We start from the raw sequence: 22,590 nt of genomic DNA, 5'->3' as shown, positions 1-22,590 counted from the left end.
CGAAGGCTGCGAAAGCGGTACATTTGAAATACCGCGATTCGCAGCCTTCGGCAGCTCCTACAGATTTCGCGTTCAACCTTGCAGCTCAGCCAACGTCAGATCCAGGCACTTGCGAGCTTTTTCGACCAACTCATCAATTTCCGCAAAGCTGATCACCAACGGTGGCGCGATGATCATGGTGTCGCCTACAGCCCGCATAATCAGGCCGTTATTGAAGCAGAAGGTTCGACAAATCATGCCCGCGCCCTTACCGGTGTAACGCTCACGGGTTGCCTTGTCCTTGACCAGTTCAATAGCCCCCAACAGGCCCACACCTCGGACTTCACCCACCAGCGGATGATCGCTCAGCTCACGCAGACGTTTCTGCAAGTATGGTGCCGTTTCTGCATTGACCCGTTCGACGATTTTCTCTTCGCGCAGGATGCGAATGTTCTCCAGCGCCACGGCCGCGGCCACCGGGTGACCCGAGTAAGTAAAGCCGTGATTGAAATCGCCGCCATCATTAAGTACCGCGACCACTTCGTCGTGCACGATCAGACCGCCCATGGGGATGTAACCCGAGGTCAGGCCTTTGGCGATGGTCATCATGTCCGGCTTGAGGCCGTAGAAATCACTACCGAACCACTTACCGGTGCGGCCAAAACCACAAATCACTTCATCAGCCACGAACAGGATGTCGTACTTGTCGAGGATCTCTTTGATCTTCGGCCAGTAAGTATCGGGTGGCACGATAACGCCACCCGCGCCCTGGATCGGCTCGGCAATAAGCGCACCGACGTTGTCCACGCCCAGTTCGAGAATCTTCTTCTCCAGTTGCTCGGCAGCCCAGATACCGAACTCATCAGGCGTCATGTCACCGCCTTCACCAAACCAGTACGGCTGCGGGATGTGCACGATGCCCGGGATCGGCAAGTCACCCTGCTCGTGCATGTAGGTCATCCCGCCCAGGCTTGCGCCCGCCACCGTCGAGCCGTGATAACCGTTTACCCGGCTGATGATGGTTTTCTTGTTCGGCTGGCCCTTGATCGCCCAGTAGTGGCGAACCATACGCAGCATGGTGTCGTTGCCTTCAGAGCCGGAACCGGTGAAGAACACATGATTCATGCCTTCAGGCGCAATCTCGGAGATGACTTTGGCCAACTCCAGTACCGGCGGGTGGGCCGTCATGAAGAACAGGTTGTAGTACGGCAGTTCGCGCATCTGTTTGGCGGCAGCGTCGGCCAGTTCTTCACGGCCATAGCCGATGGCGACACACCACAGGCCGGACATGCCATCGAGGATCTTGTTGCCTTCGCTGTCCCACAAATACACACCGCTTGAGCGGGTAATGATGCGTGGACCGACTTCCTTGAGTTGCTTGTAATCACTGAACGGGGCCAGGTGATGCTCACTACTCAAGGCCTGCCATTCGAGGGTTTGCGGGTTCTTGGAACTCATGTGGCACTCCATTGTGGTGCTTGAAACGCATAAATCATCCGGACTGAAATGCGGCTGTTATGTGGGAGCCGGGCTTGGTCTGGGCGGCATTCCGACGATGAGGCTTTACGCGATCAAGGACAAATCGCGTGAGCCCTATCGCGAGCAAGCTCGGCTCCCACAGGACTGCATTCACAACAGCACTGCAGCGCCGTTCATCAAACAGCAAACAGCAGGAACTCCCGCTCCCACGAACTGATCACGCGTTTAAAGTTTTCATGCTCTGCACGTTTGACCGCCACGTAACCCTTGATGAATTTCTCACCCAGGTACTTCTCGACGGTCTTGCTGTTTTCCATGCGCTCCAGGGCATCTTCAATGGTCAGTGGCAGACGCAGGTTGCGCCGCTCGTAACCACGGCCGACGACCGGAGCGCTCGGGTTGATGTGTTCAACCATGCCAATGAAGCCACACAACAGGCTCGCGGCAATCGCCAGATAAGGGTTGGCGTCAGCGCCGGGCAAGCGGTTCTCCACACGACGGTTCTGCGGACCGGCATCCGGGACGCGCAAGCCAACCGTACGGTTCTCTTCGCCCCACTCGACGTTTACCGGGGCCGAAGTGTCCGGCAAGAAGCGACGGAACGAGTTGACGTTAGGCGCGAACAGCGGCAACAGCTCGGGGATCAGCTTCTGCAAGCCGCCGATGTGCTGCAGGAACAACTCGCTCATGGTCCCGTCTTCGTTGGAGAAGATGTTCTTGCCGGTTTTGATATCGATGATGCTCTGGTGCAAATGCATGGCGCTGCCCGGTTCGCCCGTCATCGGCTTGGCCATGAAGGTCGCGGCAACATCGTGCTTGAGCGCGGCTTCACGCATGGTGCGCTTGAACACCAGAATCTGGTCAGCCAACGACAAGGCGTCACCGTGACGGAAGTTGATTTCCATCTGCGCCGTGCCGTCTTCGTGGATCAGGGTATCCAGGTCGAGGTTTTGCAGTTCGCACCAGTCATAGACGTCTTCGAACAGCGGATCAAACTCGTTGGCAGCTTCGATGGAGAACGATTGACGCCCGGTCTCAGGACGCCCGGAGCGCCCGACAGGCGGCTGCAACGGGTAGTCGGGGTCATCGCTGCGTTTGGTGAGGTAAAACTCCATCTCCGGCGCAACAATAGGCTGCCAGCCCTGATCGGCGTAAAGCTTGAGCACTTTCTTCAAGACGTTACGCGGCGATAGCTCAATAGGGTTGCCTTGCTTATCGTAGGTGTCGTGGATCACCTGCGCGGTAGGTTCGATGGCCCACGGCACGACATACACCGCGTTGGCATCCGGACGGCAGAACATATCGATGTCCGCCGGGTCCAGCAATTCGTAGTAAATGTCGTCTTCGACGTAGTCACCGGTCACTGTCTGCAGCAGTACGCTCTCCGGCAAGCGCATGCCCTTCTCGGCAATGAATTTGTTGGTGGGGGAAATCTTGCCGCGAGTGATCCCGGTCAAGTCGGCAATCATGCATTCGACTTCGGTGATCTTGTGTTCTTTCAACCAATCTGTGAGCTGGTCGAGGTTGGTACTCATAAATACCTCAGGTGGTCAGAGTCCTGATCGCGAATCAGGCGTTATTTGACGCATCGGCGTCGCGTTGTAGTGCTCGTTTTCGGCAGGCATCGCCAAACGCCTGGAAGATGACAAGGTAATCAGGGTTTGCAGTAACTTGCCACTCGGGATGCCACTGCACCCCCAGCGTAAAGCCCGGACTGTCCTGAACCGAGACAGCTTCGATCAAGCCATCAGGCGCGATGGCCTCCACGCGCAGGCCCGGCGCCAGACGCTCGATACCTTGCCCGTGGATAGAATTGACGCGAATTTCGCTCGCCAGCCCCAGTGCCTCCAGCACACCGCCCGGCTGGACGCGCATTGGGTGGCTTGGCGCGTACTGAATTTCAACAGGTTCGTTTTCGGGTTCACGATGATCCATGAAACCTTCTGTTTCATGTACACGCTGATGCAGGCTGCCGCCAAACGCTACATTCATCTCCTGAAAACCACGGCAAATGCCTAAAACCGGCACACCGGCTGCCACGGCAGCCCGAATTAGCGGTAAGGTGGTGGCGTCGCGTTCGGGATCATGAGCGGTACCCGGCGCACTGGCTGGGCCACTATAGTGGTAGGGTTCGACATTGGAAGGCGAACCGGTGAACAGCAGTCCATCGAGACTGGAAAGAATGTCGGCGGGGTCTAGCAAGGGGCCAAGTGAAGGCAGAATCAACGGCATGCCCTTGGCAGCCACTGCTACCGCACGGACATATTTGTCGCCAGAAACATGATAAGCATGAAGACCGATCTGCTTGGTGCAGGCGGTAACGCCGATCAAGGGCAGGCGTGACATGGGACCCCCGTATTGTTGTTGCTGGTCTGGGTTGCGATCGAGCTTAGCCTTGTTCGTTTTTTTACACAACAGCCCTGTAAAAATCGAACAGGCGACTTGAAAGCCCCGGAATCCGTAGCCTTCCGCTGTTAAATACTTGCCCTGAATTGCGGCAAAAACGGCCTTTTTGCGCCCTTTCAGGGCAACGGAAGGCTCTATTGACTTCATCATGGCTTTCGGATTGACTGAAACCCGTAATGCTCGATGATTGATATTTTTAACAACAAAGGTGTTGCATCATGTCGGTACCCCCGCGTGCCGTTCAGCTTAATGAAGCGAACGCGTTCCTTAAGGAACATCCTGAGGTTCTGTACGTTGACCTTCTGATTGCAGATATGAATGGTGTAGTGCGCGGCAAGCGCATTGAACGCACCAGCCTCCATAAGGTTTACGAGAAGGGCATTAACCTGCCTGCCTCTTTATTTGCCCTGGATATCAATGGCTCGACGGTAGAAAGTACCGGCCTGGGTCTGGACATCGGTGATGCTGACCGAATCTGCTATCCAATCCCTGACACCCTGTGCAATGAGCCTTGGCAGAAGCGTCCTACCGCGCAATTGCTGATGACCATGCACGAACTTGAAGGTGACCCGTTTTTCGCTGACCCGCGCGAAGTGTTGCGCCAGGTCGTGACTAAGTTCGACGAAATGGGCCTGACGATTTGCGCCGCTTTCGAGCTGGAGTTTTACCTGATCGATCAGGAAAACGTGAACGGCCGTCCGCAACCGCCCCGCTCCCCGATTTCCGGCAAACGCCCGCACTCGACACAGGTTTACCTGATCGACGACCTCGACGAATACGTCGACTGCCTCCAGGACATTCTGGAAGGTGCCAAAGAGCAAGGCATTCCTGCTGACGCCATCGTCAAGGAAAGCGCCCCCGCTCAGTTTGAAGTCAACCTGCATCACGTTGCCGACCCGATCAAGGCTTGCGACTACGCAGTTCTGCTCAAGCGCCTGATCAAGAACATCGCCTACGACCATGAGATGGACACCACCTTCATGGCCAAGCCTTACCCGGGCCAGGCAGGCAACGGTTTGCACGTACACATCTCGATCCTGGATCGCGATGGCAAGAATATCTTCACCAGCGAGGATCCCGAGCAGAACGCCGCGTTACGTCATGCCATCGGCGGTGTGCTCGAGACCCTACCCGCACAGATGGCGTTCCTTTGCCCGAACGTCAATTCGTATCGCCGGTTTGGTGCTCAGTTCTACGTACCCAACTCTCCGAGCTGGGGTCTGGATAATCGTACCGTTGCCGTGCGTGTGCCGACCGGTTCCGCCGACGCTGTGCGTATCGAACACCGCGTTGCGGGCGCTGATGCCAACCCTTACCTGTTGATGGCTTCGGTCCTGGCAGGCGTACATCACGGCCTGACCAACAAGATCGAGCCAAACGCACCAGTGTCGGGCAATTCTTACGAGCAGAACGAACAAAGCCTGCCCAACAACCTGCGCGATGCATTGCGTGAGTTGGACGACAGTGAGGTGATGGCCAAGTACATCGATCCTAAATACATCGATATCTTCGTTGCCTGTAAGGAAAGTGAGCTGGAAGAGTTCGAACATTCCATCTCCGACCTCGAGTACAACTGGTACCTGCATACCGTTTAAATGATGGTATGAAGCATAAAAAACGCCGCATAACCGAGAGGTTGTGCGGCGTTTTTTTGTGTGGAGCTTTCTGCGCCTGAACCGGCCTCTTCGCGAATGAATTCGCTCCCACAGGTGTGCGATGTGATCCCTGTGGGAGCGAATTCATTCGCGAAAGCATTGGATCCATCACCGCTGTACAATCTCCGCAGCCCCGCTCACGAGAACGCCACATGACCCGCCCCGTCACCACCCGCAAACCCCGCGCAGCCAGTCAGGCCCGGATCGGCTCGATCCTTGATGCCGCACGCGAGCTGCTGGCGGCTGAAGGTGTCGCCAGTCTGTCGATCTATAGCGTGGCCGAGCGAGCACAGATTCCGCCGTCATCCGTTTACCACTTTTTTGCCAGTGTTCCTGCCCTGCTCGAAGCGCTGACGGCAGACATCCACGCAGCCTTTCGCGCCAGTCTGCAAGCGCCCATCGAACATGACTCGCTGGCAACCTGGCGTGATTTGTCACGGATAGTCGAGCAACGCATGCTGGATATCTACAACGCCGACGCGGCTGCGCGCCAACTGATTCTGGCCCAGCATGGACTGACTGAAATCACTCAGGCAGATCGTCAGCACGATATCGAACTGGGGCACTTGATGCTGGAGGTCTTCGACCGACACTTCTTGCTGCCAGCCTTACCAGACGATGTAGACGTGTTCGCTCTGGCCATGGAGCTGGGCGATCGGGTTTACGCGCGGTCCATGCAACTGCATGACGAAATCACCCCGCGCATGGCAGAGGAAGGCATGCGCGTGTTTGATGCCTATGTAGGGCTGTACCTGCCGTCTTATCTGCCTAAAAGACAACGCCCCCTGACGCACTAATCCTCAAGCCGGGCTGGGTAACTCTTCCTTAACCCGCGTCAGCGCCTGTACCAGCATTTGCTGCAGTGCCTGCAACACCGGCTCGTGCTTGCGCTGACTGTAACGCAACACGTTGACCACTTCAGGCAGTGGCATACGCTGCTCGAAAGAACGACTTACCTCGACGCGTCTGTCGACATTACTGGCTGTCACGACGCCTATGCCCAGGCCTGCAGAAATGGCCGACAGTACACCTTCTGTGGACGGACACTGCACCGCCACTTTGCAGCGAATACCGGCCGCCTGAAGCCGATCCTGCGCCAGATTGCCGTAGAAACAGCCAGGCCCGTAAGTGACAAGAGCAACTGGGGAGTCAACGGTATATTCCCAGCCAGCCGGGACGCACCAGTTCAGGCGCTCAGCCCATAACAAATGGTCCTCCGCACTCAGTCCGTGGGCGAAATCCTGATGCAAAGCCAGATCCAGCGTGCCATTGGCCAACGACTCACGCAGCGCCTGACTTTGCTCAACCACGACCCGAACGTCGACATTGCCATGCTGGCGCGAGAACTTCGCCAGTATCGGTGCCAGCTGGGTGAGAGATGCCTGCTCGGTTACCCCCAGCCGAACAGTGCCTTCAAGGGTCGAGGGCGCGAACAGAGCCAACGCTTCGTCATGCGAGTTGAGAATGCGCCGGGCATGAACCAGCAACTCGGCACCGTCGCTGGTGGCGACCAAGCGCTGACCTTCGCGGCGAATCAGAAGGCGGCCCAGTTGTTTCTCCAGGCGCTTGATCTTCCAACTGACTGCCGATTGCGTGAGGTTCAGGCTGTCAGCCGCACGGGTCACACTGCCCAGCTCGACAATGCTCAGCAGAGCCCGGAGGACGTCTATGGGGAGGCGTTGGTTCATGAGCTGTTCGTGGCTACCTGAGTGAGACGGAATTTTGTGGGAGCAGAGCTTGCTCGCGATGCAGGCGATGCGGTGTGGCATCTAAACCGGGGTGTCCTCATCGCGGGCAAGCCCGGCTCCCACAGAGAATGCAGGACATCAGCATGACAAAAATCGAATTCCAGCAGCATAAGTTGTCATTGGCGTCATGAAAACCCCTTCGATACGCTGAAGGTGTCATCAACGTTTCGGAGACAACACCCATGGACAATCCACTGCTCAATCAACAGGTGATCATTAACGGGCGACGCATTGCCACTGGCCGCCACGGCGAAGGGCTGCCCGTTGTGCTGCTGCACGGCACACCTGCGCACTCAATCATCTGGCGCAACGTCGTACCCGTGCTGGTAGCCGCCGGACTTAAAGTGCATCTGTTCGATTTGCTGGGCTTTGGCGCCTCGGAATTCCCGCAGAATCAAGACACCTCCGTAGCAGCGCAGCGCCTATTGCTGGAAAGCCTGCTGGACCATTGGGGCCTGGAGCGCACACACATGATTGCTCATGACATTGGTGGAGGCGTTGCGCTGCGGTTGGCGATAGAAGCACCTGAACGTTTCTTGTCCCTGACCATTGCCGACATCGTCAGCTATGACTCTTGGCCATCTGCAAGCTGGCAGCACATCCGCACGCACTATGCAGAACATGCCGTAATGGACGCAGACGAACATCGGCAACTCATGATCCGCCAACTGCGTATGGCTGTTTTCAATAAAAGCATCATGGAAGGCGACATACTCGAAGCTTACCTGGCGCCGATTACCGGTCTCATCGGCCAGCAAGGCTTTTACAAGAATCAGGTCGCGCATTACGACTCGCGCTACACCGAAGACTTTGCACAACGCCTGCCCGAGCTGAGCATTCCGGTGCAGATTCTTTGGGGTGCCGAAGATGAATGGCAACCATCAAGTTACGCCCACCGACTGCACGGCGACATTCCCGGCTCGTCGTTACACCTCATCGACAATGCGGGTCATTTCCTGATGGAAGATCAACCATTGATGTTCGCGGAGAAGGCCAGTGCGTTTATCCACAAGCACAATCTCCTGTAGCAGCTCGTGGACTATCATCAATAACCATCTGAGTTTTAGACGACTTCTGTAGGAGTGAGCTTGCTCGCGATAGCGTCAGGTCAGATGACACCTTCTTAACAGATCTAACGCTATCGCGAGCAAGCTCACTCCTACAGACTCCTTTTTAGCAGGGCGACAGCGCTGTCTGTATGACGGGAGAGCTCCTACAGCCATGCCCTCCAACGCAAAACCCCGGAGGGCCTTCACCTTCCGGGGTTATTTTTTGCCCATCAGTTACAGCTTGGCGATGGAAACCTCGGTGGACTTCACAAACGCGATCACTTCACTGCCCACCACCAGTTCCAGTTCTTTTACCGAGCGGGTGGTGATCACGGAAGTCACGATGCCCGACGCAGTCTGGACGTCGATTTCCGACAATACGTCGCCTTCGACGATTTCCTTGATGGTGCCTTTGAATTGGTTACGAACGTTGATGGCTTTAATAGTCATGATGATCTTCCTGTATGGGGACGGATGTCTAACGGTCGGTTAATTGGCCCAACGCAATTGCGTGGGCAGCGGTGAAACGGGATCAGGTTCAGGGGGCGAGCCGGGCAGCGACAGCACTCGTTCGAGCACTTGCGCTTCCAGGTTGGCCAGACGATGCGAGCCTCTGGCGCGAGGGCGCGGCAGGTCGACCAGCAAGTCCAGGCCGATACGCCCTTCCTCGATAAGAATCACGCGATCAGCAATCGCGACGGCTTCACTGACGTCATGGGTCACCAACAAGACGGTGAAGCCATGTTTACGCCAGAGGTTTTCAATCAGTTGCTGCATCTCGATACGGGTCAAGGCATCCAGCGCACCCAGTGGCTCATCGAGTAATAACAGGCGCGGCTGATGGATCAGTGCACGAGCCAGCGCCACGCGCTGTTTTTGCCCACCGGATAACGCTGCGGGCCACTCCTCGGCACGTTCGGCCAGGCCGACGGCTTCGAGGGCCTCCAGCGCTTTGCCGCGCCAGTCGCCACTGAGACCAAGACCGACGTTGTCGATGATCTTTTTCCAGGGCAACAGACGTGCTTCCTGAAACATGAGTCGCGTGTCTTCACGGGCGTCAGCCAATGCACCTGAACCGGCCAACAATTGCCCGGCAGTAGGTTTGTCGAGCCCGGCCAGCAGACGCAACAAGGTACTTTTGCCACAACCGCTGCGCCCGACCACGGCGACAAATTGCCCGGCCGGAATGTGCAGGTCGATGTTCTTCAACACCTCACGGCTGCCGAACGCTTTCTTCAGTTGTTGCACCGCCAGAGGAATACCACGCAGCAGATGCGCAGGCTGTTGCTGTTTCAAGCTGCTCATGCGGCACCGCCTTTAGTCACTTGATAGGCCGGGTGCCAACGCAGGCAAACCCGCTCCAGACCACGCGCGGCCAGGTCGGCCAGCTTGCCCAGGATGGCGTACAGCACGATGGCCAGCACCACGACGTCGGTTTGCAGGAACTCCCGGGCATTCATTGCCAGATAACCGATACCGGAGCTGGCAGAAATGGTTTCCGCGACGATCAACGTCAGCCACATGAAGCCCAACGCGAAACGCACACCTACAAGAATCGAAGGCATCGCACCCGGCAGGATCACATGCCAGAACAATGCGAAGCCGGACAGGCCGTAGCTGCGGGACATCTCGACCAACGCAGGATCAATGTTGCGAATCCCGTGGTAAGTGTTCAGGTAAATCGGGAACAGGGTGCCCAGCGCGACCAGAAAGATCTTGGCGGTTTCATCGATCCCGAACCACAGAATCACCAGCGGGATCAGCGCCAGATGAGGAATGTTGCGGATCATCTGTACCGAGCTGTCCAGCAAGCGTTCGCCCCATTTCGACAGGCCGGTGATAAAACCCAGAGCCAGGCCGATGCCGCCACCGATAGCGAAGCCCAGACCGGCACGCCAGCCACTGATCGCCAGATGGGTCCAGATTTCTCCACTGGAAACCAGATTGACACCCGCTTCAATGACCGCGCTCGGCGCAGGCAGAATGCGGGTGGACAGCCAGCCAGCGCTGACCGACAGCTGCCAGATAGCCAGCAGCAGAATCGGCAGAGCCCAAGGCGCGAGGCGCTGGATTGTTCGTTGCGAAGCACTAGTGCTCATGGAGTTGTCTCCTCAGGGTCCGGCTGATTACGGCGCTTTCGCGACAGCGGCGGGCGGCGTCCAGACCACATCCGCGATGTTCAGCGGCTTTGGAATCAACTTGAGCTGATAAAACGTATCAGCGATTTTTTGCTGCGAGGCCACAACTTGCGGGGTCAGGAACAACGCTCCGTAGCCCTGACGTTTAACCGAAGTCAGCGTGATATCCGCAGGCAAGCCGAGCAACGGTGCGACCTGCTTGGTCACCTCTTCCGGGTGAGCCTTGGACCACTCACCGACCGAGCGAACTTCTTCAATCAGCGCCTGAATCACTTTCGGATTCTTCTGCGCGTAAGGCTTGGTCGCCAGATAGAACTGGTGGTTATCCACAATCCCGGTGCCATCGCGCAGGGTTTTCGCTTGCAGTTGCTGCTCGGCAGCTGACTGGTAAGGGTCCCAGATAACCCAGGCATCAACGCTGCCACGCTCGAATGCCGCGCGGGCATCGGCTGGCGGCAGGAACACAGTCTGGATATCGGTGTATTTCAGACCAGCATCTTCAAGGGCTTTTACCAACAGGTAATGCACGTTGGAGCCTTTGTTGAGGACGACTTTCTTGCCTTTGAGCTCTTTGACGGAAGTGATCGGTGAATCCTTGGGCACCAGAATCGCTTCACTGGTCGGCGCAGGCGGCTCGTAGGCGACGTACACCAGATCAGCACCAGCGGCCTGAGCAAACACCGGCGGCGTTTCGCCCGTCACACCGAAATCAATGGAGCCGACGTTCAGACCTTCAAGCAACTGCGGACCACCAGGGAACTCGGTCCATTGCACTTGCACGCCCTGCTCGGCGAGGCGCTTTTCAAGGGAGCCTTTGGCTTTGAGCAGCACCAGCGTGCCGTACTTTTGATAACCGATACGCAAGGTCTCGGCCTGAGCCTGGGTAACAGCGCCGAAGGCGACCGCTGCGGCAAACAGAGCGACCAAACCTTGACGCAAAATAGCTGTGCGCATGGCGCGCTCCTTTGCTAATTCAGTGGCACCTGCTGGACCGTTGGCGGACGAGTAAGGTGTGAGGGTTGTGTTGAATTGCAGTGACCATATCAGTGATTTTTTATATCTATAAATCTTATTTTTTCATTTGTTTATTCTTTAAATGCATATAAAGGGATTGCATGAATTTTGTGGGAGCAGAGCTTGCTCGCGATAGGACTGGACGCGATTGACCTGATATCTGTGGCGCCCTTATCGCGAGCAAGCTCTGCTCCCACAAGGGAACCCAGTGTTATTCGAGACATATAAAAAAGGGCCGACGAATCGGCCCAAGCTAACCCCATCTGTCGTGGAAGGGTGATTCAGCGATTAGGCTGCGGCGTCAGACGCAGGTATGGTTTGACGGCTCTGTAGCCTTTAGGAAAGCGTTGCTTGATCTCGTCTTCATCCTTGAGCGAAGGCACGATCACTACTTCATCACCGTCCACCCAGTTAGCGGGGGTTGCGACTTTGTAGTTGTCGGTCAGCTGCAAGGAATCGATGACCCGCAAAATCTCGTTGAAGTTGCGTCCGGTACTGGCAGGATAAGTGATAGTCAGCCGGACCTTCTTGTTCGTATCGATCACGAACAGCGAACGCACGGTCAGGGTTTCACTGGCGTTCGGGTGGATCAGGTCGTACAGCTCGGACACTTTGCGGTCAGCGTCGGCCAGGATCGGGAAGTTGACGGTGGTGTTCTGGGTTTCGTTGATGTCGCCGATCCACTTGATGTGGGAATCAACCGGGTCCACTGACAGCGCAATGGCTTTTACACCGCGCTTGGCGAACTCGTCTTTGAGCTTGGCGGTGAATCCCAGTTCGGTGGTGCACACCGGGGTGAAGTCAGCAGGGTGGGAAAACAACACGCCCCAGCTATTACCTAGCCATTCGTGAAACTGAATACGACCTTCGCTGGAGTCCTGTTCAAAATCAGGGGCGATATCGCCAAGTCGCAAGCTCATGGATGTAGCTCCTTGTTGTGATGTTTGCTAATTCATTGAAGCCACTTTGCGCTCCTTTGTTAGAAATTAAAAAGAATAGATAACGCTTTGAATATAGCTTTTGGAGATATGAAATCTTAGGCAAAAAGAACCCCGCCGAAGCGGGGTTCCTTTTCAACTGACCGGGCTTATTTGAAAGCGTAGGTGTAGTTGAAGATCACACGGGTTTGATCGAGGTTAGTCGAGTTATTCAGCGCAGCATCGCCACGGTACGAACCGTGACGTACGGTAGTGCCGAAACCTTTCAACGGACCGCTCTGAACCACGTAGTCAACACGGATGTCGCGTTCCCACTCCGAGAACTCGCGATCGCGGGTAGCCAGCGTGTTGCCGCGAATGTCTTCAGCGTGAATGTAAGCGATCGCAGTCTTCAGACCAGGAATACCAACACGAGCGAAGTCATAAGAGTACTGACCGAAGGTAGAGTTTTCACCGGCACGGGTGAAGTTGTTGATCATCGCGTCAGTGAACAGGTAAACGCTGGAACCGCCGTTACCTTCTGGACGGGCTGTGCCGCCGTTACGAGTAACACTGCCTTGGTTCAGGAAAACCATACCGCCATCGTCGCTCACCTGTTGGTGACCAACCATGATTGCGTGGCCGCCCAGCGAGTAGGTGAACATTGCAGACCAGGTCTGGTTATCAACTTCGCCAGTGTTCTTGGCATAACCGTTGTTGTTGTTGAAACGGTAGCCTACGTCGCCATTTTTGCCGTCGGAGCTGCTATCGAAGTAACGCAGGTCAGTTTTGAACGACTGATCTTCAGAGATCGGGAATACGTGTACCAGACCCAGGAAGTGCTGTTTGTAGAAGTCTTGCAGGTTGGCGTAGTAGTACTGAAGGGTCAGGTCTTTGGTAACTTTCCAGTCACCACCAGCGAAACGGAACTGGTTGCTGGCTTCAGTTGCGCCACCAACGGACAGGTCAGTCCAGTTGCTCGATGCGCGACCGATAGACTGAGTCAGTTGACCGCCAGTCAGTGTGAGGTTGTTGATTTCTTTAGAAGTCACAACACCGCCCTGGTAGGCGGCAGGCAGCAAACGACCGTCGTTGGAAACGAGGATTGGCAGGTTAGGTGCCAAAGCGTTACCCAAACGCAGTTCTGTTTTGGAGAAGCGAGCCTTGGCGTTGCCGCCCAGACGAGACCAATTATCTACAGCAGAACCATCGCTTTCGGTAGGAGTGATACCACCAGCTGCTGCGTGGTGACCCTTACCGCCATCAAGGTGAACACCAACCAGGGCTTGTACGTCCAGACCGAAACCAACAGTGCCCTCGGTGAAACCCGACAGGTAGTCAAACTTCAGACCGGTTGCAGTTTCTTTGTTACGGGTACGGTTGGTTGCAGAGTCAGTGCCTTCGCGTGCGTCACCGTCAAAATAAAGGGTACGCGAGCTAAGAGTCGCTTTGCTGTCTTCCAGAAAACCTGCTGCACTAGCCTGCTGAGCCAAAACGCCGAAGGCTACAGCCAGGGCCAGAGTGGACTTCTTCATGAATCGCTCCTCGTGAATCTTAATTTTTTATAATTTCTGGTGCCGAGGCCCGTGGGGCGCTCTGACCCAAAAATTTACGGTTAGCGCCAAACCCGACCGAAGCCAATGGTTAACCGACGCCTCAAGACCAATGACCCACCGATGAATCGGTGGTCGCAGGGTAGTGAACAATCAACAAATCGAAAAAGAATTATTACTAAGCTTTTAAGACCTGTCGGTTATATGTCCAGCACCTTGTCGGATCCTTCCGTCCTTGAGTGTATCGAGCTGTTTCACTAATTCCTAAATAATATTTCACTGCCATTCGTCAGATCATTCTGACTGGTACCTCGGACAGCACAAAGCAGGCCACCTGCTCCCGGGAATCAGCACAACTGAAGACTCTCAATGAACACTCAAGCCCCCGAAATCATTGAGGCGCACAGGGTATAGTGGCAATTGTTACAGTTGTCATCACTTACCTCTATGCGCCTGAAATTTATCTCGAAAAAACTTTGAAACGGTCGTTTCAAGACCTTCTGTCGGACGATTTCTGGGCTGATTCCAAGAGCACACTTGGGAAGGAGGCGAACAAAACTCGAAAAACGTTGTCGCCACGAACCATCAGGAAAAGTCGTTAAACCGTGCATCATCAGAATTTTTTGCACCATAACGACGCGCGATTAACACGCAGCAAATCGTCCTGCGGGAAATCTCAGGGGGGCTGAATGGGCGCTGAACGTGATGGCGATAAATTTATGAAACAGCCAGAAAGCCCGCAGATTGGGGCTTTCGAGGTGGGGAACACAACGAGAAGACTTTTTAAAACAAGAAATTTCAAAAACTGGCACGCCGTCTGCAATAGGTTACGTATCACCAGTTTTGGGGACCTTGGTACAGGCAGGCCGGGGATTCCCCTCTTTTATTCCTCTCGGAGACTGACCTCCAGTCTCCAGCGCCCGTCCAGCTTCTCACCGTGCAAGTCACCGTGAAGCGGGCGGGCCGCTAGCAGAGTCAGCAGCAAATCCCTCTTGTCTCGCTCCAGCCTCCAGCGCACATCCTTCCCGTTGATCTTCAGTTGCCCACGCCATGGCTGACCCTTTGCCGTAAACCTCAGGGCAAATGTGCCATCCACGTGCTCAGGCAAAACCTTCGGATCACGGTTGAACCACAAAGCGAGGCCGGTAGGCCGCTCTTCGATTTGTAAAAGTTCGAGCGGAGCAGGCTCGGTCAGGCGGCCGATCATCAAGCCGATCATAAGCCCGACAATTGCCAGCGAACCCAAAACCTTTGGCCATAGCTTCGGCCGCGGATCCTCTTCAAGGGTAGAATGCTCGCCATTCTTCAGCTCGGAGCCGTGCATGTTTCACGTCATCCTTTTTCAACCAGAAATTCCGCCGAATACCGGCAATGTCATCAGGCTATGCGCCAATACGGGCAGCACCCTGCATTTGATCGAGCCTTTGGGCTTCGAACTGGACGACAAACGCCTGCGCCGTGCCGGGCTCGATTATCACGAGTTCGCCACGTTGCAGACCCATCCCGACCTTGCCAGTTGCCTGGAAAGTATCGGCCATCCGCGGTTGTTTGCTTTTACCACAAAAGGCTCACGCCCCTTCCACGATGCCAGCTTTCAGGAGGGCGATGCCTTCCTGTTCGGCCCTGAGAGCCGTGGTCTTCCTGCTGAAGTCCTGGACGCCCTGCCCTCCGATCAACGCCTGCGCCTGCCGATGCGCGAGGGTTGCCGCAGCCTGAACCTGTCCAACACCGTTGCCGTGGCAGTGTATGAAGGATGGCGGCAGTTGGGGTTTGCCTGACGACGCATAGCTTTTGTAGGAGCTGCCGAAGGCTGCGAAGCGTTTATCCTGGCATGCCGCAATCGCAGCCTTCGGCAGCTCCACAGATCACTGGCTTACAACGCTGTGCAAGGACACAAAGCGCCCCATTGAAACCTAGTCACCCAACACCCACAAAAAAGCGCCTCAAAAGGCGCTTTTTTAGTCCAGCTAAACCACTTACTGAACAGTAGGTGTTTCGCCAGCAGCCTGCATGCGTTGCAGTTCTTGCGCGTACAGGGCGTCGAAGTTCACCGGGGACAGCATCAGCGCCGGGAACGAACCACGGACTACCAGGCTGTCGATGGTTTCGCGAGCATACGGGAACAAAATGTTCGGGCAGAAAGCACCCAGCGTATGGCTCATCGAACCCTGGTCCAGGCCTTTGATCAGGAAGATACCGGCCTGCTGGACTTCAACGATGAAAGCAACTTCGTCACCGTTGTTAACGGTAACCGACAAGGTCAGAACCACTTCGTAGAAATCACCTTCCAGCGGCTTCTGACGAGTGTTCAGGTCGAGGCTGACAGTCGGCGTCCATTCCTGACGGAAGATCGCAGGGCTTTTTGGCGCTTCGAACGACAGGTCACGAACGTAAATACGCTGCAGCGAAAATTGCGGTGCGTCTTCTTCGTTGGTAGCGGTGCCGTTGGTCGGTTGATCGGTCATCTCGGGTCCTTTTAACGTTTAAGTTCTGGAAGGGGGTTGGAGTCTGGCTTAGAGCAGCTCATCGAGCTTGCCGGAGCGCTCCAGGGCGAAAAGGTCATCGCAGCCGCCCACATGGGTCGAGCCGATCCATATCTGCGGAACAGAGGTGCGACCGGACTTTTTCACCATTTCGGCGCGAACTTGCGGCTTGCCATCGACTCTGATCTCTTCGAAAGACACATGCTTGTTCTGCAACAATTGCTTGGCGCGAGTGCAGTAAGGGCAATAATCGCTGGAATAGACGATGACTTCAGCCATTTCACTTCACCAATGGCAGATTGTCTGCACGCCAGGTGGATACGCCGCCGGACAGCTTGGCAGCCGTGAAGCCGGATTTAAGCAGCTCACGTGCGACCGAACCAGCCTGCTGGCCCATGGCGTCGACGATGATCAGGGTTTTGGCCTTGTGCTTTTCCAGCTCGCTGGTGCGGGTCAGGACTTTGTCATTCGGGAAGTTCAGGGCACCCACGATGTGGCCTGCCGCGTAATCCTTGGTGGAGCGAATGTCGATGACCACGGCCTGATCCTTGTTGACCAGCGCAGTCAGTTCGCCCGTGCTCAGGCTGCGACCGCCCTTGCTCAATTCGTAGGCGATCAGCATCCCCAGCAGGATGATGAAAGCGCCAGTGATCAAATAGTGGTTGGTAGCAAAAGCAAGCAGGTGCTGAAGCATCAGTAGGTTCCAGGGCGTTAAAATGTCGGCCAGTATACACAGCAGCCAAGGTCGGCCAAAGTCCGTCAGACAATGAGGTCAATCAAGTTCAGACGACATCGCGCCAGAACCGATAACTCCGGCATCGCGGCTCGCAATTGAAGATCAACAGCCCCTAAAATGCCGGTCTGTTTTCCAACTTACTTTTTTAGCCACGAGTGGGTTCTATGACTACCACGCCAAAACCTTTGGTCCTGATCATTCTGGACGGCTTCGGACACAGCGAGAGCCATGAGGGCAACGCCATCCTGGCAGCCAAAATGCCGGTCATGGACCGCCTGTACAAGTCTATGCCCAACGGCCTGATATCGGGTTCCGGGATGGACGTCGGCCTGCCGGACGGTCAAATGGGCAACTCCGAAGTCGGCCACATGAACCTGGGCGCCGGACGCGTGGTTTATCAGGATTTCACCCGGGTCACCAAAGCCATTCGTGATGGCGAGTTCTTTGAGAACCCGACTATTTGCAGCGCGGTGGATAAAGCCGTCGGCGCAGGCAAGGCCGTGCATATCCTTGGCCTGCTGTCGGACGGTGGCGTTCATAGCCATCAGGACCATCTGGTTGCCATGGCAGAACTGGCCGCCCAGCGCGGCGCAGAAAAAATCTACTTGCACGCCTTCCTCGACGGTCGCGACACACCACCACGTAGCGCCCAGAAGTCACTCGAACTGCTGGACTCCACCTTTACCCGTCTGGGCAAAGGTCGCATTGCCAGCATCATAGGCCGTTACTTCGCCATGGACCGCGACAACCGTTGGGACCGTGTAGCAGCGGCCTATAACCTGATTGTCGACAGCACCTCGGAATTCAACGCCGCCAGCAGCGTGGCGGGCCTGGAAGCAGCTTACGAACGCGGCGAAAACGATGAGTTCGTTAAAGCCACCAGCATTGGTGACAAGGTCACCGTTGAAGACGGCGACGCAGTGGTGTTCATGAACTTCCGCGCCGACCGTGCCCGGGAAATCACCCGTGTATTCGTCGAAGACGACTTCAAGGACTTCGAGCGCTCCCGTCAGCCGAAGGTCAACTATGTGATGTTGACCCAATACGCAGCCAGCATTCCTGCACCTTCGGCGTTTGCCGCAGGCAGCCTGAAGAACGTGCTGGGTGAATATCTCGCCGCCAACGGCAAGACGCAGCTGCGCATCGCTGAAACCGAGAAATACGCTCACGTGACATTCTTCTTCTCGGGCGGCCGCGAAGAAGAGTTTCCGGGCGAAGAGCGCATCCTGATTCCCTCGCCGAAAGTTGCGACCTATGACCTGCAGCCAGAAATGAGCGCGCCGGAAGTCACCGATAAAATCGTCGATGCCATCGAGCATCAACGTTATGACGTCATCGTCGTCAACTACGCCAACGGCGACATGGTTGGCCATAGCGGCATCATGGAAGCGGCCATTAAAGCCGTCGAATGCCTGGACGTGTGTGTCGGCCGTATCACTGCCGCGCTGGAAAAGGTCGGCGGCGAAGCCTTGCTGACTGCTGACCATGGCAACGTCGAGCAAATGACCGACGACCACACAGGTCAGGCACACACCGCGCACACTTCCGAGCCGGTGCCTTTCGTTTATATAGGCAAGCGTAATCTGAAAGTCCGCGAAGGCGGGGTTCTGGCTGATGTAGCGCCCACCATGCTGAAACTCATGGGTCTGGAAAAGCCGGAAGAGATGACCGGCCACTCGATCCTGATTGACGCGTAAAAGGCTCCATACCGGCATGTCGCTTAGCCACATGCCGGTTTTTTCTATGAATGGCCTCAAGCGAGGCGTTTTTTTTGCAGCGTGTGCCGGGCATACTAAGCCTGACACTTTTTTTCACAATTCCTCGGTATCGCCCACCCTCATGCTTCGCGCCTTGATCACCCTTGCTTTGATCTGCCTGCTCAATCCGGCGTTTGCCGACGATCAGCGGGCGCTCACCCAGAAACAGATTGACGCTGCGCGTCAGGATGTCGCCGAGCTGCAAAAAGCCCTGGGCGATTTACAGAAAGAGAAAGCCGGAGTCCAAAAGGACCTGCGCGGTACCGAAACCGACATGGGTAAGCTGGAGAAGCAGGTCGAGGTCCTGCAAAAGGAACTAAAAAAGACCGAAGCCGAGCTCAATCGGCTCAACCAGGAAAAAAGCAAACTCCAGAGCGCACGCGTTGAACAGCAACGCCTGATCGCCATTCAGGCCCGCGCTGCTTATCAAAGCGGCCGGCAGGAATACCTGAAGCTGCTGCTCAATCAACAGCATCCTGAAAAATTCGCCCGGACGCTGACCTACTACGATTACATGAGCCAGGCTCGCCTGACTCAGTTGCGCACCTTCAACGAAACACTGCGCCAGTTGGCAGGCGTCGAAAAAGATATCGACCTGCAACAGGCACAACTGCTGGTGCAGAAGAGCACGCTGGAAACTCAGCACGAAGAGCTGGACAAGGTTCGCCAGGAGCGCCAGCAGGCGCTTGCCAAGCTCAATCAGGACTACAAGTCACGGGATCAAAAGCTCCAGGCGCGACAACAGGAACAGGCTGAACTTGGCAAAGTCCTGAAAACCATTGAAGAAACGTTGGCGCGGCAGGCCCGTGAAGCCGAAGAAGCCCGACAGAAAGCATTGGTTGCGGAGCGCGAGGCTGAAGAAAAACGTCAGCGTGAAGCTCAGGCACAAGCCAGCAGCGGTAGTAAAAACAGCAGCAGAACCGACAGCGATGACGCACCACGACGCCCTGCAAAAGCACCCGGTGCCATGGTTTCCAGCGCTGGCGCTTCATACGGCGGCGCATTCTCTGCGGCCAAAGGCAAACTTCCATGGCCAGTTGATGGTCGATTACTGGCACGCTACGGTGAAGCTCGTGGTGATGACGCTCGCTCCACGTGGGACGGCGTCATGATCAGCGCATCGGCTGGTAGTCAGGTACATGCTGTACACGGCGGTCGGGTGGTCTTCGCAGACTGGTTGCGCGGCGCCGGGCTTCTGGTCATTCTCGACCATGGCAACGGTTACTTGAGTCTGTATGGGCACAACCAGACTTTGCTCAAGGCAGCCGGGGACATTGTTAAAGCCGGTGAAGCTATCTCCACTGTAGGCAACAGTGGTGGACAGGACACACCGGCGTTGTATTTCGCTATTCGTCAGCAGGGTCGCCCTAGTGATCCGGCCCAATGGTGCCGCACTCAAGGATAAGTCGGTTCCACCTTCAGGAGTTCGTTAGACATGCCGTATCTGTCCCGCCTCACCTCGCTGGCCCTCGCTATTGCCGTCGTCATCGGCGCTCCACTGGCGCAGGCTGCGGAAGTCAAAGCAGCGCCAGCCGCTATTCCGCCTGCGGCGACTACCGCCAAGGCGCCGCTGCCGCTCGATGAGCTGCGCACTTTTGCCGAGGTCATGGATCGGGTCAAAGCCGCTTATGTCGAGCCGGTTGACGACAAGACCCTGCTGGAAAACGCCATCAAAGGCATGCTCAGCAACCTCGATCCGCACTCGGCTTACCTGGGCCCTGAAGACTTTCAGGAGCTGCAGGAAAGCACCAGTGGTGAGTTTGGCGGGCTGGGCATCGAAGTCGGTGTTGAAGACGGCTTCGTAAAAGTCGTCTCCCCGATTGACGACACGCCAGCCTCCAAGGCTGGCATCGAAGCGGGTGACTTGATCGTCAAGATCAACGGCGCACCGACGCAGGGTCAGACCATGCAGGAAGCGGTCGACAAGATGCGCGGCAAGATCGGCGAGAAGATTACCCTGACGCTGGTCCGCGACGGTGGTAACCCGTTCGACGTGACGCTGGCGCGCGCGACCATTCAGGTCAAGAGCGTCAAAGCGCAGATGCTGGAAAATGGCTACGGCTATATCCGCATTACCCAGTTCCAGGTGAAGACCGGTGATGAAGTCGGCAAGGCTCTGGCTAAATTCCGCAAAGACAACGGCAAGAAAATGAGCGGGTTGATTCTCGATCTGCGTAATAACCCTGGCGGCGTCCTGCAATCGGCTGTTGAAGTGGCTGACCACTTCCTCACCAAGGGCCTGATCGTTTACACCAAGGGCCGTATTGCCAACTCCGAGCTGCGCTTCTCGGCTGACCCGGCGGATGCCAGCGAAGGCGTACCTTTGGTCGTACTGATCAACGGCGGCAGTGCCTCGGCGTCGGAAATCGTCGCGGGCGCCTTGCAAGACCAGAAGCGCGGCATCCTCATGGGTACTGACAGCTTCGGTAAAGGCTCGGTGCAAACCGTATTGCCGCTGAACAACGACCGCGCCTTGAAGATCACCACGGCGCTGTATTACACGCCTAACGGTCGTTCGATTCAGGCGCAGGGCATCAACCCTGACATCGTGGTACGTCGCGCTAAAGTCACCAACGAAGCTGACGGCGAAGCCTACAAAGAAGCCGATCTGCTCGGTCACCTGGGCAACGGCAACGGCGGTGCGGACAAGCCGACGGTCAAAGGCGGCGCAGCCAAGGCCCGTCCGCAGGATGATGACTTCCAGCTTAGCCAGGCTCTGAGCCTGCTCAAGGGCCTGAGTATCACGCGCGGCAACTAAGGCCATGCGTGTATTCCTGTCGGGTTGGCTGCTGGCCACCCTATGCGTCCTGACTGGCGTTGCTTACGCAGCGCCAGCCGCGCAGGTCGGCAAACCTCATACGGCGTTTCTGACATTGATCATCGATGACCTGGGCCAGAATCCGGCCCGGGATCAGCGCGTACTTGCCCTGCCCGGTCCTGTCACGCTGGCGATCATGCCGGATACCCCTCACGCCACCGAGTTCGCCCGTCAGGGCCATCGTGCTGGCAAGATCGTCATACTGCACATGCCTATGGACCCTGCCACTGGCCCGTATGCCTGGCATCCAGAGCTCCCCCTTGCCGAACTGGAAAGCAGGCTAAACGCCGCTCTCCTGAAAGTCCCGTACGCCGCTGGGATCAATAACCACATGGGCAGCCGCATGACCGCCGAGCCTGTAGCCATGGGGTGGTTGATGGCCGAACTGCAGCGCCGTCATCTTTTGTTCGTCGACAGCCGCACGAGCGCGAAAACCGTTGCCGCCGCCGAGGCGCAAAAGATCGGGTTGGCCAGCGTATCCCGCGATGTCTTTCTCGATGATGAGCGCACGCCGCAAGCCATCACCCGGCAACTGAATATTGCCATTGAGCTCGCCCGCAAACAGGGCTCGGCGGTGATGATTGGTCATCCTTATCCGGTGACGCTCGACGTGCTTGAGCGCGAGCTTCCACGCCTGAAAGCCCAAGGCATCGAATGGATCGACCTGCGACAGATGATCAGCGTGCGGGGTAATCAGGCGATGGCCGGCCACGGCAAGAACGGGATTTATCGCTAACGACCGGCATCAACGGTAGGATGCGAACTTGTTCGCGAGGCGATGTTTCAGGCAGAACCTCATCGCGGCCTTGCGGTGGCGGGACTGAAAACCGTGCCATCGTTCATCGCGAGCAAGCTCGG

22 protein-coding genes are annotated in these 22,590 nt (G+C 56.4%); 8 read left to right on the top strand and 14 right to left on the bottom strand.

Translation table 11 applies throughout. The features are described from left to right. Positions 1-72: 72 nt before the first annotated feature. The 3 genes from AUC61_RS01565 to AUC61_RS01555 form a co-directional block, all read right to left on the bottom strand. Positions 73-1,437, bottom strand: coding sequence for an aspartate aminotransferase family protein (locus AUC61_RS01565; protein ID WP_243244153.1), 1,365 nt, complete (start codon positions 1,435-1,437; stop codon positions 73-75). A gap of 197 nt (positions 1,438-1,634) precedes the next feature. Then, on the bottom strand, positions 1,635-2,993 hold the full coding sequence (locus tag AUC61_RS01560) for a glutamine synthetase family protein (protein ID WP_027900697.1): 1,359 nt from the start codon (positions 2,991-2,993) through the stop codon (positions 1,635-1,637). 34 nt (positions 2,994-3,027) lie between these two features. After that, positions 3,028-3,804: a gamma-glutamyl-gamma-aminobutyrate hydrolase family protein gene (locus tag AUC61_RS01555; protein WP_243244341.1), complete on the bottom strand. Its 777-nt coding sequence runs from the start codon at positions 3,802-3,804 to the stop codon at positions 3,028-3,030. A 278-nt stretch (positions 3,805-4,082) separates the two neighbouring features. Between AUC61_RS01555 and AUC61_RS01550 the strand changes: the two genes are divergently transcribed. Further along, complete coding sequence (locus AUC61_RS01550; protein ID WP_243244152.1) at positions 4,083-5,459, top strand: glutamine synthetase family protein; 1,377 nt, start codon at positions 4,083-4,085, stop codon at positions 5,457-5,459. 212 nt (positions 5,460-5,671) lie between these two features. Then, positions 5,672-6,316, top strand: a complete 645-nt coding sequence (locus AUC61_RS01545; protein WP_243244151.1) for a TetR/AcrR family transcriptional regulator — start codon at positions 5,672-5,674, stop codon at positions 6,314-6,316. Positions 6,317-6,319: 3 nt separating this feature from the next. On the opposite strand, the gene AUC61_RS01540 is transcribed toward AUC61_RS01545, so the two are convergent. After that, positions 6,320-7,207 (bottom strand): LysR family transcriptional regulator, encoded by an 888-nt coding sequence (locus AUC61_RS01540; protein ID WP_243244150.1) that lies wholly within the window; start codon positions 7,205-7,207, stop codon positions 6,320-6,322. 242 nt (positions 7,208-7,449) lie between these two features. On the opposite strand from AUC61_RS01540, the gene AUC61_RS01535 reads away from it, so the two are divergent. Next, positions 7,450-8,295 carry an alpha/beta fold hydrolase gene (locus tag AUC61_RS01535; RefSeq protein WP_243244149.1) on the top strand — a complete coding sequence of 282 codons (846 nt, stop codon included), beginning with the start codon at positions 7,450-7,452 and terminating at the stop codon, positions 8,293-8,295. Between the two features lie 255 nt (positions 8,296-8,550). On the opposite strand, the gene AUC61_RS01530 is transcribed toward AUC61_RS01535, so the two are convergent. The 7 genes from AUC61_RS01530 to AUC61_RS01500 form a co-directional block, all read right to left on the bottom strand. Continuing rightward, the gene (locus AUC61_RS01530) at positions 8,551-8,766 is read right to left on the bottom strand and encodes a TOBE domain-containing protein (RefSeq protein WP_020291765.1); all 216 of its coding nucleotides are present in this window, start codon (positions 8,764-8,766) and stop codon (positions 8,551-8,553) included. A 39-nt stretch (positions 8,767-8,805) separates the two neighbouring features. Continuing rightward, a complete protein-coding gene (gene ssuB, locus AUC61_RS01525) occupies positions 8,806-9,621 on the bottom strand; it encodes an aliphatic sulfonates ABC transporter ATP-binding protein (RefSeq protein ID WP_027902266.1) in 816 nt (271 codons plus the stop codon). After that, complete coding sequence (gene ssuC / locus AUC61_RS01520; RefSeq protein WP_243244148.1) at positions 9,618-10,415, bottom strand: aliphatic sulfonate ABC transporter permease SsuC; 798 nt, start codon at positions 10,413-10,415, stop codon at positions 9,618-9,620. The genes ssuB and ssuC overlap by 4 nt, the downstream gene beginning before the upstream one ends. Before the next feature lie 27 nt (positions 10,416-10,442). Further along, positions 10,443-11,408, bottom strand: a complete 966-nt coding sequence (locus AUC61_RS01515; RefSeq protein ID WP_243244147.1) for a sulfonate ABC transporter substrate-binding protein — start codon at positions 11,406-11,408, stop codon at positions 10,443-10,445. A gap of 341 nt (positions 11,409-11,749) precedes the next feature. Next, the gene (locus AUC61_RS01510; RefSeq protein ID WP_243244146.1) at positions 11,750-12,388 is read right to left on the bottom strand and encodes a peroxiredoxin; all 639 of its coding nucleotides are present in this window, start codon (positions 12,386-12,388) and stop codon (positions 11,750-11,752) included. 167 nt (positions 12,389-12,555) lie between these two features. Beyond that, positions 12,556-13,920, bottom strand: coding sequence for an OprD family porin (locus AUC61_RS01505; RefSeq protein ID WP_243244145.1), 1,365 nt, complete (start codon positions 13,918-13,920; stop codon positions 12,556-12,558). Positions 13,921-14,821: 901 nt separating this feature from the next. Continuing rightward, positions 14,822-15,262 carry a hypothetical protein gene (locus tag AUC61_RS01500; RefSeq protein WP_243244144.1) on the bottom strand — a complete coding sequence of 147 codons (441 nt, stop codon included), beginning with the start codon at positions 15,260-15,262 and terminating at the stop codon, positions 14,822-14,824. On the opposite strand from AUC61_RS01500, the gene trmL reads away from it, so the two are divergent. Continuing rightward, entirely contained in the window at positions 15,261-15,716 is a 456-nt protein-coding gene (gene trmL, locus AUC61_RS01495) for a tRNA (uridine(34)/cytosine(34)/5-carboxymethylaminomethyluridine(34)-2'-O)-methyltransferase TrmL (protein WP_243244143.1), read from the top strand. The genes AUC61_RS01500 and trmL overlap by 2 nt on opposite strands. A 198-nt stretch (positions 15,717-15,914) precedes the next feature. On the opposite strand, the gene secB is transcribed toward trmL, so the two are convergent. From secB to AUC61_RS01480, 3 genes are read right to left on the bottom strand one after another with little or no spacing between them, the layout of a single operon-like run. After that, entirely contained in the window at positions 15,915-16,403 is a 489-nt protein-coding gene (gene secB / locus AUC61_RS01490; protein WP_027898930.1) for a protein-export chaperone SecB, read from the bottom strand. Positions 16,404-16,451: 48 nt separating this feature from the next. After that, positions 16,452-16,700, bottom strand: a complete 249-nt coding sequence (gene grxC / locus AUC61_RS01485) for a glutaredoxin 3 (protein WP_243244142.1) — start codon at positions 16,698-16,700, stop codon at positions 16,452-16,454. A gap of 1 nt (position 16,701) precedes the next feature. Then, positions 16,702-17,115: a rhodanese-like domain-containing protein gene (locus AUC61_RS01480; protein WP_243244141.1), complete on the bottom strand. Its 414-nt coding sequence runs from the start codon at positions 17,113-17,115 to the stop codon at positions 16,702-16,704. 206 nt (positions 17,116-17,321) lie between these two features. Between AUC61_RS01480 and gpmI the strand changes: the two genes are divergently transcribed. The 4 genes from gpmI (at position 17,322) to AUC61_RS01460 (ending at position 22,468) form a co-directional block, all read left to right on the top strand. Next, a complete protein-coding gene (gpmI, locus tag AUC61_RS01475) occupies positions 17,322-18,854 on the top strand; it encodes a 2,3-bisphosphoglycerate-independent phosphoglycerate mutase (protein ID WP_243244140.1) in 1,533 nt (510 codons plus the stop codon). Between the two features lie 142 nt (positions 18,855-18,996). After that, complete coding sequence (locus AUC61_RS01470) at positions 18,997-20,319, top strand: murein hydrolase activator EnvC family protein (RefSeq protein ID WP_243244139.1); 1,323 nt, start codon at positions 18,997-18,999, stop codon at positions 20,317-20,319. 30 nt (positions 20,320-20,349) lie between these two features. Then, positions 20,350-21,672, top strand: a complete 1,323-nt coding sequence (locus tag AUC61_RS01465; protein ID WP_122664021.1) for a S41 family peptidase — start codon at positions 20,350-20,352, stop codon at positions 21,670-21,672. Between the two features lie 4 nt (positions 21,673-21,676). Further along, positions 21,677-22,468 (top strand): divergent polysaccharide deacetylase family protein, encoded by a 792-nt coding sequence (locus tag AUC61_RS01460; protein ID WP_243244138.1) that lies wholly within the window; start codon positions 21,677-21,679, stop codon positions 22,466-22,468. Positions 22,469-22,590 lie beyond the last annotated feature (122 nt).

The organism is Pseudomonas maioricensis (assembly GCF_022790535.1).
GTDB lineage: Bacteria > Pseudomonadota > Gammaproteobacteria > Pseudomonadales > Pseudomonadaceae > Aquipseudomonas > Aquipseudomonas maioricensis.
This window is presented reverse-complemented; position numbering and strand designations above follow the sequence as displayed.

What these genes read in the sequence shown, in the direction of transcription:
- ssuC (WP_243244148.1), bottom strand. Translation starts at nt 10,415, where the DNA reads ATGAGCACTAGTGCTTCGCAACGAACAATCCAGCGCCTCGCGCCTTGG.
- AUC61_RS01470 (WP_243244139.1), top strand. Translation starts at nt 18,997, where the DNA reads ATGCTTCGCGCCTTGATCACCCTTGCTTTGATCTGCCTGCTCAATCCG.
- trmL (WP_243244143.1), top strand. Translation starts at nt 15,261, where the DNA reads ATGTTTCACGTCATCCTTTTTCAACCAGAAATTCCGCCGAATACCGGC.
- AUC61_RS01500 (WP_243244144.1), bottom strand. Translation starts at nt 15,262, where the DNA reads ATGCACGGCTCCGAGCTGAAGAATGGCGAGCATTCTACCCTTGAAGAG.
- AUC61_RS01555 (WP_243244341.1), bottom strand. Translation starts at nt 3,804, where the DNA reads ATGTCACGCCTGCCCTTGATCGGCGTTACCGCCTGCACCAAGCAGATC.
- AUC61_RS01545 (WP_243244151.1), top strand. Translation starts at nt 5,672, where the DNA reads ATGACCCGCCCCGTCACCACCCGCAAACCCCGCGCAGCCAGTCAGGCC.
- gpmI (WP_243244140.1), top strand. Translation starts at nt 17,322, where the DNA reads ATGACTACCACGCCAAAACCTTTGGTCCTGATCATTCTGGACGGCTTC.
- AUC61_RS01540 (WP_243244150.1), bottom strand. Translation starts at nt 7,207, where the DNA reads ATGAACCAACGCCTCCCCATAGACGTCCTCCGGGCTCTGCTGAGCATT.
- AUC61_RS01505 (WP_243244145.1), bottom strand. Translation starts at nt 13,920, where the DNA reads ATGAAGAAGTCCACTCTGGCCCTGGCTGTAGCCTTCGGCGTTTTGGCT.
- AUC61_RS01530 (WP_020291765.1), bottom strand. Translation starts at nt 8,766, where the DNA reads ATGACTATTAAAGCCATCAACGTTCGTAACCAATTCAAAGGCACCATC.
- AUC61_RS01510 (WP_243244146.1), bottom strand. Translation starts at nt 12,388, where the DNA reads ATGAGCTTGCGACTTGGCGATATCGCCCCTGATTTTGAACAGGACTCC.
- AUC61_RS01535 (WP_243244149.1), top strand. Translation starts at nt 7,450, where the DNA reads ATGGACAATCCACTGCTCAATCAACAGGTGATCATTAACGGGCGACGC.
- ssuB (WP_027902266.1), bottom strand. Translation starts at nt 9,621, where the DNA reads ATGAGCAGCTTGAAACAGCAACAGCCTGCGCATCTGCTGCGTGGTATT.
- secB (WP_027898930.1), bottom strand. Translation starts at nt 16,403, where the DNA reads ATGACCGATCAACCGACCAACGGCACCGCTACCAACGAAGAAGACGCA.
- AUC61_RS01460 (WP_243244138.1), top strand. Translation starts at nt 21,677, where the DNA reads ATGCGTGTATTCCTGTCGGGTTGGCTGCTGGCCACCCTATGCGTCCTG.
- AUC61_RS01480 (WP_243244141.1), bottom strand. Translation starts at nt 17,115, where the DNA reads ATGCTTCAGCACCTGCTTGCTTTTGCTACCAACCACTATTTGATCACT.
- AUC61_RS01550 (WP_243244152.1), top strand. Translation starts at nt 4,083, where the DNA reads ATGTCGGTACCCCCGCGTGCCGTTCAGCTTAATGAAGCGAACGCGTTC.
- AUC61_RS01565 (WP_243244153.1), bottom strand. Translation starts at nt 1,437, where the DNA reads ATGAGTTCCAAGAACCCGCAAACCCTCGAATGGCAGGCCTTGAGTAGT.
- AUC61_RS01560 (WP_027900697.1), bottom strand. Translation starts at nt 2,993, where the DNA reads ATGAGTACCAACCTCGACCAGCTCACAGATTGGTTGAAAGAACACAAG.
- AUC61_RS01465 (WP_122664021.1), top strand. Translation starts at nt 20,350, where the DNA reads ATGCCGTATCTGTCCCGCCTCACCTCGCTGGCCCTCGCTATTGCCGTC.
- grxC (WP_243244142.1), bottom strand. Translation starts at nt 16,700, where the DNA reads ATGGCTGAAGTCATCGTCTATTCCAGCGATTATTGCCCTTACTGCACT.
- AUC61_RS01515 (WP_243244147.1), bottom strand. Translation starts at nt 11,408, where the DNA reads ATGCGCACAGCTATTTTGCGTCAAGGTTTGGTCGCTCTGTTTGCCGCA.